The 13,342-nt window shown below is 64.5% G+C and carries 12 protein-coding genes; 5 read left to right on the top strand and 7 right to left on the bottom strand.

Annotated elements, in window-relative coordinates; genetic code table 11:
* The first annotated feature begins 168 nt into the window (after positions 1-168).
* On the top strand, positions 169-987 hold the full coding sequence (locus AC6H34_RS21835; RefSeq protein WP_448147058.1) for a DeoR/GlpR family DNA-binding transcription regulator: 819 nt from the start codon (positions 169-171) through the stop codon (positions 985-987).
* A gap of 117 nt (positions 988-1,104) precedes the next feature.
* Here the strand turns inward: AC6H34_RS21835 and AC6H34_RS21830 are convergent, their stop codons facing one another.
* Positions 1,105-2,007 (bottom strand): LysR family transcriptional regulator, encoded by a 903-nt coding sequence (locus AC6H34_RS21830; RefSeq protein WP_497540197.1) that lies wholly within the window; start codon positions 2,005-2,007, stop codon positions 1,105-1,107.
* Between the two features lie 187 nt (positions 2,008-2,194).
* Between AC6H34_RS21830 and wrbA the strand changes: the two genes are divergently transcribed.
* Positions 2,195-2,824 (top strand): NAD(P)H:quinone oxidoreductase, encoded by a 630-nt coding sequence (gene wrbA / locus AC6H34_RS21825; protein ID WP_497540196.1) that lies wholly within the window; start codon positions 2,195-2,197, stop codon positions 2,822-2,824.
* 48 nt (positions 2,825-2,872) lie between these two features.
* Positions 2,873-3,286, top strand: a complete 414-nt coding sequence (locus tag AC6H34_RS21820; protein WP_448147055.1) for a DoxX family protein — start codon at positions 2,873-2,875, stop codon at positions 3,284-3,286.
* 153 nt (positions 3,287-3,439) lie between these two features.
* Here AC6H34_RS21820 and AC6H34_RS21815 read toward each other — a convergent pair whose 3' ends face one another.
* The 5 genes from AC6H34_RS21815 to AC6H34_RS21795 all read right to left on the bottom strand — a co-directional run bounded on the left by AC6H34_RS21815 (position 3,440) and on the right by AC6H34_RS21795 (position 9,450).
* Complete coding sequence (locus tag AC6H34_RS21815) at positions 3,440-4,609, bottom strand: CaiB/BaiF CoA transferase family protein (RefSeq protein WP_497540195.1); 1,170 nt, start codon at positions 4,607-4,609, stop codon at positions 3,440-3,442.
* A 35-nt stretch (positions 4,610-4,644) separates the two neighbouring features.
* Positions 4,645-6,042 carry an amidase gene (locus tag AC6H34_RS21810; RefSeq protein ID WP_497540194.1) on the bottom strand — a complete coding sequence of 466 codons (1,398 nt, stop codon included), beginning with the start codon at positions 6,040-6,042 and terminating at the stop codon, positions 4,645-4,647.
* 119 nt (positions 6,043-6,161) lie between these two features.
* On the bottom strand, positions 6,162-6,587 hold the full coding sequence (locus AC6H34_RS21805) for a DUF3592 domain-containing protein (protein ID WP_497540193.1): 426 nt from the start codon (positions 6,585-6,587) through the stop codon (positions 6,162-6,164).
* A gap of 73 nt (positions 6,588-6,660) precedes the next feature.
* Positions 6,661-8,151, bottom strand: coding sequence for a cryptochrome/photolyase family protein (locus AC6H34_RS21800; RefSeq protein ID WP_497540192.1), 1,491 nt, complete (start codon positions 8,149-8,151; stop codon positions 6,661-6,663).
* Between the two features lie 24 nt (positions 8,152-8,175).
* Entirely contained in the window at positions 8,176-9,450 is a 1,275-nt protein-coding gene (locus tag AC6H34_RS21795) for a 3-phosphoshikimate 1-carboxyvinyltransferase (protein ID WP_497540191.1), read from the bottom strand.
* A 210-nt stretch (positions 9,451-9,660) separates the two neighbouring features.
* On the opposite strand from AC6H34_RS21795, the gene AC6H34_RS21790 reads away from it, so the two are divergent.
* Positions 9,661-10,881: a TCR/Tet family MFS transporter gene (locus AC6H34_RS21790; protein ID WP_497540190.1), complete on the top strand. Its 1,221-nt coding sequence runs from the start codon at positions 9,661-9,663 to the stop codon at positions 10,879-10,881.
* A gap of 141 nt (positions 10,882-11,022) precedes the next feature.
* On the opposite strand, the gene AC6H34_RS21785 is transcribed toward AC6H34_RS21790, so the two are convergent.
* Positions 11,023-12,552 carry a UxaA family hydrolase gene (locus tag AC6H34_RS21785; protein WP_448151262.1) on the bottom strand — a complete coding sequence of 510 codons (1,530 nt, stop codon included), beginning with the start codon at positions 12,550-12,552 and terminating at the stop codon, positions 11,023-11,025.
* Between the two features lie 58 nt (positions 12,553-12,610).
* On the opposite strand from AC6H34_RS21785, the gene AC6H34_RS21780 reads away from it, so the two are divergent.
* Positions 12,611-13,339 carry a GntR family transcriptional regulator gene (locus tag AC6H34_RS21780; RefSeq protein ID WP_448147048.1) on the top strand — a complete coding sequence of 243 codons (729 nt, stop codon included), beginning with the start codon at positions 12,611-12,613 and terminating at the stop codon, positions 13,337-13,339.
* The last annotated feature ends 3 nt before the right edge of the window (positions 13,340-13,342 follow it).

Raw genomic sequence — 13,342 nt, 5'->3', positions numbered from 1 at the left:
CCGGAGAGCAAGGCGGGACGGCATGAAAGTTTGATGGCTTTTGCAACATTGTGGGCAGGTCTTGACCGACACTTCAAATGCCGTCGCCCGGTGCGCCTGGATCTGCTAGAGCCTTGGAAAGGTCGGTAAAGCTGGATTTATCCAGGGACGCTACAGGAGTTCGCCTGAATGGAAGCCCCCGCCACCAAGCGCGTCGAGATCATTCCCGCCAAGCGGCGCGCGATGATCCTTGAGCATCTTCGCGTGAACGGTGCGGCCTCCATCCAGGAACTCGCCGATGCCATCGGCGGCTCGCAGTCCACCATCCGCCGCGATCTCGAGCACCTGATGGAAGGCGGCTACCTCGAACGCACCCATGGCGGAGCATTGCTGGTGCCGCCGCTACAGGCGACGTTCGAACGGGAGTCCCAGATCAACGCGCATTTCCAGCGGGCCCAGAAGATCGCCATCGGTGCCGAGGCGGCCCTGCGCATCAGCAACCGCGAAAGCGTGATCTTCGAAGCGAGTTCCACCGTCATGGAGGTGGTGCGCGCCACGGCCCTGCGGGACCTGTCGCTCACCGTGGTGACAAACAGCCTGGACATCGCCCAGATCAGTTCCGACGTCGCGAGCTGGCGTGTCATCATGCCCGGCGGCACTCTCAGGCCCGGTGGCTGGCGTTCGCTCTGGGGAGAGCCCGGGGAGAGCTTCTTCAGCACGGTGCATGCCGATGTCTGCGTCACCGGCGCCTACGCTGTGACCGGCAATATCCTCACCGACGCCATGCTGGAGATCGCTTCCATGAAGCGCAAGATGATCCAGTCATCCCGTCGGACTATCGTGGTAGTCGACAGTTCCAAGTTTTCGGCCCCTTCCTTCTGCACCTTCTGCGAGCTCTCCGCGATCGACGAACTCATCACGGATGACGGGATCAGCCCCGAGCAGTTGGAATCCCTGCATGCCTACGGCGTCAAGGTGACGGTAGTACCGGTGAAGGCAGGGGCGTAGGGCGCACGACGGGAGTGGCAATCCGAGACCGCCTTCCTGCCGCCCGCATATGCGATGGCCGCTGGAGAACGCTCCCTGCTCGGCATGTCTGCCGGACGAAGCAAGTGCCTTGGACACTCACCTCGCCTCTAGCGTCTCCTTGAGCTTCCCGAGCAGCCAGCTCGCGGCCGGACCCGGCGGGGCTTCGGCGCGGTGTATGGCCTGCAGGCGGTAGATCGCATTGTCCCAGGCCGTGATCGCCAGCCGCACGAGCCGGCCAGCCTCGACATCGTCCCGCACCATCTCTTCGGGCATGCTGCCCCATCCGATCCCGGCCTTGAGCAACAGGTACTTCGCACCGAGATCGGCAAGCCGCCAGGTCTTGGCGCTGATCACCTGATAATCCCGGCCCTCCGTCAGGGGCGACCTGTCGGTGAGCACGAGCTGGATGTGATCATGCACCCTGGCGTCGGCTTCTTCAGCCGACATATTGGCGAGCGGATGATTGGGTCCGGCCACGGGAACGAGGCGCACGGAGCCGATGGGCTTTCGCACGATGCCAACTGCCGTGTGCTCCAGAGGCCCGCTGACACCGATATCGGCGATGCCCTCCAGGACATGCTGCGTTACGGCGCCCAGCGCTTCCACATGCAGGCGAAACGCCACCGTGGGAAACTCCGCCTGGAAGGCATCGAGAGCCTGCACGAGGCTGCAGGGCGGCAGCATGACGTCGACCGTCAGCGTCACCTCGGCCTCAAGGCCCGACATAAGGCCCTTGGCCTTGGCGATAAGGCCGCCCATGCCATGAGCCACCACGCGCGCCTCGGCGAGGATCGCCTTGCCTGCCTCGGTCAGTTGCGGCTTTCGAGTTGTATCGCGGTCGAACAACTCCAGTTCGAGTTGGGCTTCCAGATTGGCGATCGTGTAGCTGATCACCGAAGTCGCCCGCCCCAGGCGCTTGGCGGCGCCCGCAAAACTGCCTGTCTCAACGATGGCGAGGAAAACCTGGAGCTGGTCAAGGGTCGGCTTGGGATCTGACATATCAACTTTCTCGAACCTAATAGTCGAGATTATCCATATTTTCTCGAAGATCAATCTCGGGCATTACACGATCCAAGTTCGTTCAGGTCCTCTTCACATGCTCATTGCCGCCATCCTCGATCGCCTGCTCGGCAGGAAATCGCCCGGAACAGCACCCAGCGTACCGACTGAAATCAAGGAATCCCCCATGTCTCAGCCCAAGGTTCTCATCGTCTTCTATTCGCGTTCGGGCGTGACGGAAGCTCTCGCCAATGCCGTGGCCGAAGGTGCCCGCTCCAGCGGTGCCGAGGTTCGCCTGCGCCGTGCCCGCGAATTCGTCAGCGCCGACGTAATGGCCCAGGCCCCCGGCTGGGCCGAACAGGCTGCCGCCCTCAACGCCAAATACGAGGCACCGACCGAGGCCGACGCCGAATGGGCCGACGCCATCATCTTCGGCACCCCCACCCGCTTCGGCGCCGTCGCCGCCGAACTCAAGGCCTATATCGACTCGCTCGGCGGCCTGTGGTTCCAGGGCAAGCTCAACGGCAAGGCCGGCTCGGTATTCGGCTCGTCCTCGACGCCGCATGGCGGCAACGAATCGACCCTGATCTCCCTCTACAATCCGCTCGCCCATCTCGGCCTGATCATCGTGCCGCTCGGCTATGCCGATCCGGCGATGTTCAAGAGCGGCACGCCCTATGGCGCCTCGGCCGTCTCCGGCAACCCGCCCGCTCCTCCGACCGCCGATGACCTCGAGGTCGCGAATTTCCAAGGCCGTCGCGTCGCCTTCGTCGCCCACGCGCTCAAGACTGCCCACATCACCGAAACCAAGGCCTGAGGCCAGCGCCGTGCCCCGAGGGGCCGGCCCTCACCAAGGAGGACTGCCATGTCCGCCGATACCCGCTACCTGCCACTCATCGGTCGTATCCTGATCGCCGCGATCTACATCCTCAGCGGCTTCAGCAAGCTGACTGCTCCCGCGGCCACGGCCGGCTACATCGCCTCCGCCGGCCTGCCCCTGCCCTATCTCGGCGTCGCCATTGCGGTCGTCGTCGAACTGATCGGCGGCATCCTGCTCGTGGTTGGCTACCAGACCCGCCTCGTCGCGCTGATCATGGCTGTGTTCACGCTGGCGACCGCCGTATTCTTCCACTCGAACCTCGCCGATCAGAACATGTTCATCCACTTCTTCAAGAACATCGCCATGACCGGCGGCCTCCTCCAGGTTCTTGCCTTCGGCGCTGGCAGCTTGAGCCTCGACGCCAGCCTCGCTCGCAAGAAGGGTCTGGCGACGGCATAAATCGCTGGTGTTCCATGCCGGAACCGCCGATTGGCGACCCGCTCCCGGACACCGCTTCTATCGCAAAGGAAGGACAGCCGGACCGAAAGGTCCGGCTGTTCTCTTTGGTATGGTGGTTTCCGAGAGCCGGACGGAAAACCGGCCAACAAGGTTTCATCCCAGGTCAGGGCTTGCCTGCAAGGCCACCATCGGCTCGCCGTCGATCAGGATGGGCGTGCGCACCGAAGGGATGAAGCCATCCTTCACGCCCGGATGCGGCAACTGGACGACCATGCCGCGATGCACGGCCTGGGGATCGTGCAGGGCGTCGGCCACCGAATTGATGGGACCGGCGGGCACGCCCACGCCTTCGAGCGCTGCCAGGAGGTCATCCCGCGTCCGAAGCGCCGTCAGCCCCCCGATCAGCACCGCCAGCGCGTCGCGGTTGCATACCCTGTCCTTGTTGGTCAGATAGTCGGGATGGCGTGCGATGTCGGGAATGTTGAGCACCGCACAGAGCTTCACGAACTGGCTGTCGTTGCCGCACGCAATGATCAAATGCCCGTCCTTCGCGGGGAACACCTGGTAGGGCACGATGTTGGGATGAGCGTTCCCCATGCGCGTGGGGCTCTTGCCCGAGGCAAGATAGTTCATGGCCTGGTTGGCCAGCACGGCAAGCTGGACGTCGAACAGCGCCATGTCGACATGGCCGCCCTCCCCCGTGAGTTCCCGTCGGCGCAGCGCCGCCTGGACCCCGACCACGGCGTAGACACCGGTAAATATATCGGCAAAGGCAACACCGATCTTCTGCGGTTCGCCCTTCGGGTCGCCGGTGAGATCCATGATGCCGCCCATGCCCTGGATCATGAAGTCATAGCCCGCCCGGCTCGCATAGGGGCCGTCCTGGCCGAAGCCGGTTATCGAGCAGGTGATGAGACGCGGATTGACTGCCCTCAGGCTCTCATGGTCGAGCCCGTATTTCTTCAGGCCGCCGACCTTGAAGTTCTCCAGCACGACATCGGCCTCGTGCACCAGGTCGCGCACCTTGTCCGCACCCTCCGCCGTCTCGAAGTTGAGAGCGATGGAGCGCTTGCCCCGATTGCAGGAATGGAAATAGGCGGCCCCCAGATTCTCCCCGCCGCTCCCCATGATGAAGGGAGGCCCCCAGGTCCGGGTATCGTCCCCCTGCCCGGGACGCTCCACCTTGATCACCTCCGCACCGAGATCGGCCAGGAGTTGCCCCGCCCAGGGACCGGCCAGGATCCGGGCAAGCTCGAGTACGCGGATACCGCGCAGGGGTTTGGGCGGCACGTCAGCCGGAAGATCGGAAAAGGGAGTCCACATCGGTTGATCTATACATCTTTCGAGTTCAAAGGGGATCAGGCCGGCAGAGGCGGAAACCGCGGCGGCCTGAGGGTCTCGATCCACCGTCCAAGCGCCAGCACACCACGGTCGTCGTGGCGGCGACCGACGATCTGCACGCCCGCCGGCATGCCGTTGCCGGCAAGTCCCATGGGCAGAGACAACACCGGGCAGGCGCTGGTGAGGTTGAAGTGGCCGGTCATGTCGACCGACTTGTAACGGCCGTCCGCGAGGATCTTGTCGCCCTGCTGGAGACGGGGATCGGCAGGCGGCGCCGTCACCGCCGTGGTGGGACAGAGAAGCGCGTCATACTCCCGCAGCAACGGCGCGAAGGAACGCCAAAGCGCGGTACGGCGATGCTCGATGGCCCTCAGACTTACGGCGTCGAGACGGCGGCCCCTCTCGATCAGCTGGACCACGCCCGGGTCGAGGTCCCTCCGATGGGAATCGAGCAGGTGCCCGACATCACCGGCGAAGCAATAGGCCCAGAGGTCATACCAATCCTTGGCAGCCTGCACGGAAAACGGCGTGCGCACCCAGCTGACCTCCGCCCCCGCCCTTTCGATATCCGCGACCAGCGCATGAAAGAGGCCGGCGACCTCGTCCGACACGACATGCATGTCGAGGTCGAGCGAAACCGCAAGCCTCGGCTTCCTGGGCGCTTCGGCTATCGGAAAGACCGGCGGCAACGCCGGCAGCGAGAGGGCATCTACATCATCCGGGCCTTCGCAGGCGGAAAGGAACAGCGCAGCATCTTCGACGCTGCGAGCCAGCGGGCCGAAATGGGCAAGCGTCTCATATTGCGTGCGCAGGATGTCCATCGGGATGCGGCCGAAGCTCGGCTTCAGCCCCACGACACCACAGAGCGAGGCCGGTATGCGGATGGACCCGCCCATATCCGTGCCCTCGGCAAGCAGGACGCTGCCGGTCGCCACCGCCGCGCCCGAACCGCCCGAGGAGCCCCCCGGGGTGCAAGCCGGGTCCCAGGGGTTGCGGGTGATGCCCCAGAGCGGGCTGTGGGTTGAACCGGAATAAGCGAATTCCGGCGTAGTGGTATGGGCCAGGATGATGGCACCGGCCGACTTCAGTCGGCGGACGATGACCGGGTCGTGCTCCGGGATATGGTCTCGATGCACCTTAGAGCCGAAGGTGGTGCGCTTGCCTGCCAGCGGGGTGAAGTCCTTGATGCCGATGGGTACGCCGCATAGGGGAAGACGTTCGCGCGCGGCCGCCGACAGCGCGTCGATGCGCGTCGCCTCCGCGCGCGCCTCCTCGGCATAGATTTCCGTGAAGCAGTTGAGCCTTGGCTGGACCACCGCGCTGCGCGCGAGACATGCCTCGACCGCCGCCAATGCCGAAGCCTCGCCCCGCCGGACAGCGTCCGACAGGCCCGCCGCAGTTTCAGGTTGCGCCATACTCGTCTCCCAGACTCAATTTGCAGCAACCTAGCGGGAAGGCGCAGGCGACGGTAGAGGCCGGCACCGCCGATGGCGTCCCGCCCTTGTGGCTGCGCCGGCGTCGAGGCGACGGATACTCACGCCCTGCCGGCCCGGCGCGCCCTTCTGCCAAACACCGTCAGCACCACGCCGAGCAGCAGGAAGACCGCCCCGAGCAGGCCGGCCAATGCCGCGGAGAACCAGCGCCCGACTAGGTCATCGACCACGGCATCGGAGGGGTTCGCGGGATCGTATGCGACGCTGACCTCATCGCCGACATGCCAGGAGGAACTGCGGACCGAGTTGGTGAAACGAATGATGCTGCCGTCGGCCATCGTGAACTCGATGGCGGGCAGGCTTCCCACGGTGACGATCTTGCCCGGCGCGGTAGCGGTATGGCGGCCGCGAAGCTCATTGCCGCCGAAATAGACTCCAAGCGCCAGGGCCATCAGCCCCAGGATCATGAAAACCCTGCCGACGATGACAAGGGCAGCCGGGCCACCGACCCGCCTTGCAGTGCTCATTGGCAGTTCCTCCGAGGAGCCGAAAAGCTGAAAATAGATAAGGTAATTCTCTCAACCATATGAAATATCTCTCTTAAATTTCTTCTTTATCTCGACCGCGCATGGCTTTCCAGCTCGCGAGAGCACGCCTGCGCGCGGTATCATGATCAACGATCGGCCTGGGATAGTCATCGCCCAGCCGAATGCCGGCTCCATCGAGCACCGCGGCTCCCGCCGTCCACGGATGGTGAACGGCGGCGGCGGGCAGCCTCTCCAGTTCAGGCAGCCAGCGCTTCACATAGGCGCCGTCGGGATCGAACTTCTTGCCCTGGAGCACGGGATTGAGAATGCGAAAATAGGGCGCGGCATCGGCCCCCGTGCCGGCAATCCACTGCCAGCTCGCCGGATTGTTCGCGGGGTCCGCATCGACGAGTGTATCCCAGAACCAGGACTCGCCCTCGCGCCAGTCGACCAGCAGGTGCTTGACCAGGAAGGAACCCACGATCATCCGGGCGCGATTGTGCATGCTACCTGTCGCCCACAATTCGCGCATGGCGGCATCCACCACGGGGTAGCCCGTACGCCCGTGCCGCCACGCCTCGAGCGCTGCCTTGTCCTGTCGCCAGGGCATGCCGTCGAAGGATGGGTGGATATTGTCGCGATGGAGGCTCGGATAGTGATAGAGCAGCGAGTAGGAGAATTCGCGCCAGCCGAGCTCGGACTTGAACTTTTCGATGTCGCGGCCCGCCGTCTTGAGCGAACCAGCGTGTTCTCTCGCCGCGAGAGCGTGCCAGACCTGGCGGATCGAGACATTGCCGAAGCGCAGGAACGGTGACAGGCGCGAGGTGGACTGCCGGTCGAGCCGGTCGCGATTGTCGGCATAGCCCTTCAGATCCTCGTCGAGAAAGGCGTGAAGCCGTTCGTGCGCACCTTCCTCGCTCCGCTTCCACAGGCCGCGCATGGAGGCCGCCCAATCCGGCTTCTGCGGATCGGCATCCAGTTCGAAACGGTAGGCGAAGCGCTTCGCCACCGCCCTTGGAACGTCGGCGAAGCTCATTCGCGTCGGGGCCGGCAAGGACATCGGTGGATCGCCTCGTCGAAGCGCCTCCTTCCAGTAGGGCGTGAAGACCTGGAAGGGGGAGCCCGCTCGTGTCGTCACCTTCCAGGGCTCGTGCAGCAGGGAGCCATTGAAGCTCTCGACCGCGATACCCTTGTCACGCAATCGCGCCTTGATCCGGGCATCGATCTCCCGTCCGGACGGATCATAGCGGCGATTCCAGTGAACGCCGCACGCACTGGAAGCCTCCACCAGCGCGTCCAGGATTTCACCGGCATCGCCCGCGAGGACATGCAGGCGCCCGCCTTCTGCTGCCAGCGAACGGTTCAGGTTCGCGAGGGACCCGTGCAGCCACCACAGCGACGCACCCTGCGGCGGGCGCAGGCCTTCCTCATCCTTCTCGTGAACGTAAAGGCAGATGAGTGGAGCTCCGCCAGCGGCGGCGGCATGAAGCGCCGGATTATCACTCAGGCGCAAATCATTGCGAAACCACATGATGAAGGGCGCAGGTGAACCAGGCTTCGTCATCCCCGCCCCCTTCCCGAACTTGCCTTACGCGGTCCGCTCCTCCAGCTGAACACCGAGAGATGCCAATGCGTTCCAGTAGCCCGGATAGGTCTTGGCGACGCAGGAGGGATCCTGGATGGTGATGCCGTGGATCTTCAGCCCCGCCAATGCGAAGCTCATGGCGATACGGTGATCGGCATAGGAATCGATCGAAGCCGGCAGTGTCTGCCCGGCAAGGCCGGGATCGGAGGCGATGACGAGATCGTCGCCTTCCTCCCGAGCCAGGTCCGGCCTGATGCGGATGAGGCCGTCCGCGAGCGCGGCGATGCGATCGCATTCCTTCACTCGAAGATTGGCGATCCCGGTGAAGCGCACGGGTGTCTCGTTGAACGCCGCGAGGACGGCGAGCGTCGGCACCGCGTCCTGCATCTGGGAACCGTCGATGACGGGCGGAAGATGCGGGAAGGCCGAGATCAGTTGATAGGCCTTGGCGTCTGGCTGGGTGAAGTCGGACGCCGGCACGCCAAGATCGATCGCCCCCCCCGTGAGCACTTCGGCGGCCCACAAATAGGTAGCGGCCGACGCATCGGGCTCGATGAGATAGTCGGTGGCGCGATAGCCGGTGGGTGCCACGCGCCAGGTGGCGGCATCCGGCCGCTCGATCTCGGCCCCGAACGCACGCATTGTGGCGAGCGTCAGGTCGATGTAGCCGCGGGCCCCGATCTCCTGGCCCGTGAGGGCAATGTCGATGGGCTCGTCGCCGCAGGCAGCCGCCATTAGGAGCGCTGAGACATACTGGCTGGAAAGACCGGCATCGATCTCCACCCGATTGGCACCGAAGCGCCCCCTGCCATGTACCGTCACTGGCGGGCATCCCGTCGGCGCGTCCGCCTCGACGCCGAGGGACTTCAAGGCCGAAACCAGCGGCGCGATCGGCCGCTTGCGCATATGCTGGTCGCCGTCCACGACGACATCCCCTTCCACGAGCGCGGCAGCGGCCGTCAGGAAGCGGGTGGCCGTGCCGGCATTGCCCAGGAAGAGCGGCCCTTCGGGCTTGCGGAGGTGCCCGCTGCCCGCAACGGTGAAGCTCGTGGCATCGGGCTCCTCTATGCTCACGCCCATCGCCTGCAGGGCCAGCGCCATATAGCGGGTGTCGTCGCTCTTGAGTGCCCCGGTGAGATGGCTCGTCCCCTTGGCAAGGGCCGCCACCAGCAGGGCTCGGTTGGTGATCGACTTCGAGCCCGGCGGGACCACTCTTCCCATCAGGGGGTGATCCGGCGGAAGCACCGTCGTCCGCTCTCCGCTTGCTTGCGCCGCCATCGTCCTGTTCCTCATGTCCATGCCCGGCGAACCGGTTCGCCGGGGAAGTGCCTACGCCCCTAGGGCCATCGTCGCGCGCCTATCTACGATTGTTGCGACGCTGCGCCAAGCCCGAAGCATCGCTTCCCTCCACCGGCCCCTTGGTTGCAAGCGCCTGCAGCGGGACGGTAGAAGATCCGCCTTCAACGACTGCGCCCGGAAGACATGGCTATGACCGCTTCGAAGACCAGCCCGCACGCGCTTACCTTTGTGCTGATCACGGTTCTCATCGACATGATCGGCCTTGGCATCATCATTCCCGTGCTGCCGCGCCTGATCGAGGACGTCGCGCATGTCGACATCGCCCACGCTTCCGTCATCGGAGGCTGGCTTTTCGTGGCCTATTCGGCGATGCAATTCCTGTTCGGCCCGATCATCGGCAACCTCTCGGACGCCTATGGCCGCCGGCCCGTGCTGCTGGCCTCGGTGGCCGGCCTCGGCGTCGACTACCTTCTCACGGCCTTCGCGCCGACGATCGCCTGGCTCTTCCTCGGCCGCCTGATCGCCGGCATCTGCGGCGCCTCCTACAGCACGGCCAACGCCTTCATCGCCGATATCACCACCCGCGAGAACCGTGCCAAGGCCTTCGGCATGGTGGGTGCCGCCTTCGGCATCGGCTTCACCATCGGCCCGGCACTGGGCGGATTGCTCTCCCATTTCGGCGATCGCGCGCCCTTCTTCATGGCCGCCGGGCTTTCGATCGCCAACGTCATCTACGGCTACTTCGTTTTGCCTGAGACGCTGTCCCCGGGCAGGCGCAGGCCCTTCACCCTCAAGCGGGCCAATCCGCTCGGTGCGCTGGTGGCTTTTCGTCGACATCCGCTGCTTCTGGGCCTCGGGGCCGTCCTGTTCCTGCAGTTCCTCGCGACGAACGTCTATCCGGCGATATGGGCCTACTACACCATCTATCGCTATCAATGGAGCGAACTGGAAGTCGGCCTGTCGCTCACGGCTTTCGGCGTGATCACCGCCATCGTCCAGGGCGGGCTGGTCGGGCCGTTCATCGCACGCTTCGGGGAACGGATGGCGGCGGTGATCAGCCTCACCGTGGAATGCGTCATCGCAGTGGGCTATGGCCTCGCGACCCATGGCTGGATGATCTATGCGCTGTTGGTCGTCGGTGCGCTGCAGGGCATCGCAATGCCTGCCATCAACGCGATGATGACGCACGAGGTGGAAGAAGATGCGCAAGGCGAACTGCAGGGTGCGATTTCCAGCCTGATGGGTATCTCCGCGATCGTGAGCCCGTTCCTGGGCACGCAGCTCTTCGGCATGTTCGCGGGGCCAGGCGCCCTGATGGAACTACCGGGCGCACCCTTCTTCCTGACCGCGATCCTCTCGGTGGTCGCGCTATGGATGTTCGTCGGCGTACCGAGAAGAAGGTTGGCCTAGACCGGGAGCGCCGGCCTTCCTCTGGCGTGGCCCGTTCGATGCCAATGCCCGGCGCCTTGTCGAAGAAAGGCCCGGCCGACGAGTTCCGTCATTGCCGGGCCTTAATGCGTCTCTCTCAGCTTCCGGAACCAGCGCTGCCGGTCACATCGTGGCTCCCACCTGCCAGGGCACGAACTCGTTCGAGCCGTAACCCAGCTCTTCAGACTTGGAGTGCTCGCCGGAGGCAACCGCAAGGATCTTGGCGAAGATCTCCTTGCCTTTCTCCTCGATCGACACGCCATCGAGCACGTCGCCGCAATTGATGTCCATGTCGTCGGTCATGCGGCGGTAGATGTCGGAATTGGTGGCCAGCTTGATCGAGGGCGTCGGCTTGCAGCCATAGGCCGAGCCGCGACCGGTGGTGAAGCAAAGCACATTGGCGCCGCCAGCCACCTGGCCGGTGGCCGAGACGGGATCGTAGCCGGGCGTGTCCATGAAGACGAAGCCCTTGTCCTTCACCGGCTCCGCATATTCGTAGACGGCGGTCAGCGTGGTGGTGCCGCCCTTGGCTGCAGCCCCCAGCGACTTTTCCAGGATGGTGGTGAGGCCGCCTGCCTTGTTGCCCGGCGAGGGATTGTTGTCCATCGAGCCGTTGTTCTTGGCGGTATAGTTCTCCCACCACTTGATACGCTCGACCAGCTTCTCGCCGACTTCGCGGCTGGCGGCGCGGCGGGTCAGCAGGTGCTCGGCGCCATAGATCTCCGGCGTCTCGGACAGGATGGCCGTGCCGCCCTGATGCACGAGGATATCGGCGGCGGCGCCCAGCGCCGGATTGGCGGTAATGCCCGAATAGCCGTCCGAGCCTCCGCACTGCAGGGCCAGCACGAGTTCCGAGGCCGGAATCGTCTCGCGCTTGGCCTGGTCGGCCAGCGGCAGCATGGCCTTGATACGCTCCATGCCCTGCTCGATGGTCTTGCGCGTGCCGCCGGTGTCCTGGATCGTCATGGTCTGGAAATGATCGCCCTCGACGATGCCATATTCCTGTTTCATGCGACCGATCTGGAAGACCTCGCAGCCCAGGCCGACCAGCAGCACGGCGGCGATGTTGGGATTGGAAGCGTAGCCCCATTGGGTGCGCTTCATGATCTCGAAGCCCTCCCCCTTGTCGGCCATGCCGCAGCCCGTGCCGTGCACGAAGGGCACCACGCCGTCGATGTTCGGATAATCCTTGAGAATGCCGGACTGATTGAACGCGTCGGCCATGAAGCGGGCCACGGAAGCCGAGCAGTTCACGCTGGTGAGAATGGCGACGTAGTTACGCGTTCCGGCCTTGCCGTTGGGGCGGCGAAAGCCCTGGAAGGTCGCCTGCTCGGAAACCGGCAGGATCGCTTCTTCCCTCGCGTCCTGCGCAAAGGCGTAGTCACGGTCGAAGGCATGGAACTCGCAATTGTGCGAATGGACATGACTGCCGGGCACGATGGCCTGGGAGGCGAAGCCGATGATCTGCCCGAACTTGACGATCGGCTCACCCTCGGCGACCGGAACAACTGCAATCTTGTGGCCCTTCGGCACACGCTGCAGCGCCGCGACGCCGTCGACTTCCATGCCCGGTTCGATCACATCAACGGCAACGATAACGTTGTCTTTGCTGTTCAGGCGGAGGGTCCGGGCGGTCTTGGGAACGATCTGCATGGCGAAATCCAGGAAAAAGGCGCTGGTCAAGCGCGGGATCAATTGCTAACATGTTAGCATGTCAGATGCGGCCGTCAAAGCTTCTTATGACTTTCTCGAACCGCTGGGCCTGAGCAGCCGTGGCGGCACGACGGAGCGCGTACAATCCATCCTGCGCGAGGCAATCATCGGCTTCGAACTCGCACCGGGGGCCGATATCGACAAGCTGGAGATCTGCGAACGGCTCGGCGTTTCCCGCTTTCCCGTTTCGGAGGCCCTCGCCCGCCTGCAGGGTGAAGGGCTGGTGGAGATCCTGCCACAGCGCGGCACCCGTGTCTCGCGCATCCGGCTCGCCGACGTGCGCCAGAGCATGTTCATCCGAAGCGCCCTGGAGGCCCAGGCGGTGCGGACGCTGGCTGGCCGTTCTGCCGCGGGCGACGCAGGCACGCTGTTGCAGGATCTGGAACGCAACCTTCGCTATCAGCGGGCTGCGGCCGACGCCGGAGACCGGCGGGGATTTCACCTGCTCGATCTCGAATTCCACCTCACCCTCCTCGACGCGCTCGGCTATGGCCGCGTGAAGGCCGCCGTGGAGGCGGCGCGGGCCAGCCTTGACCGTGTAAGGCGCCTGCTGTCATCCCCGCGCCATCACGATCTCACCGTCATCGACCATGAAAAGATCGTCGCATCCATCGCGGCCGGCGATGCGGATGCGGCCAGCCGTGCCATGGAAGAACACCTCGATTTCGTCATCACCGAATTGGTGGCCTTCGCCGCCGAGAACCCTGCCCTATTCGAAGACCTGTAAGCG

This window comes from Labrys sp. ALF-8, from assembly GCF_059699065.1.
This window is presented reverse-complemented; position numbering and strand designations above follow the sequence as displayed.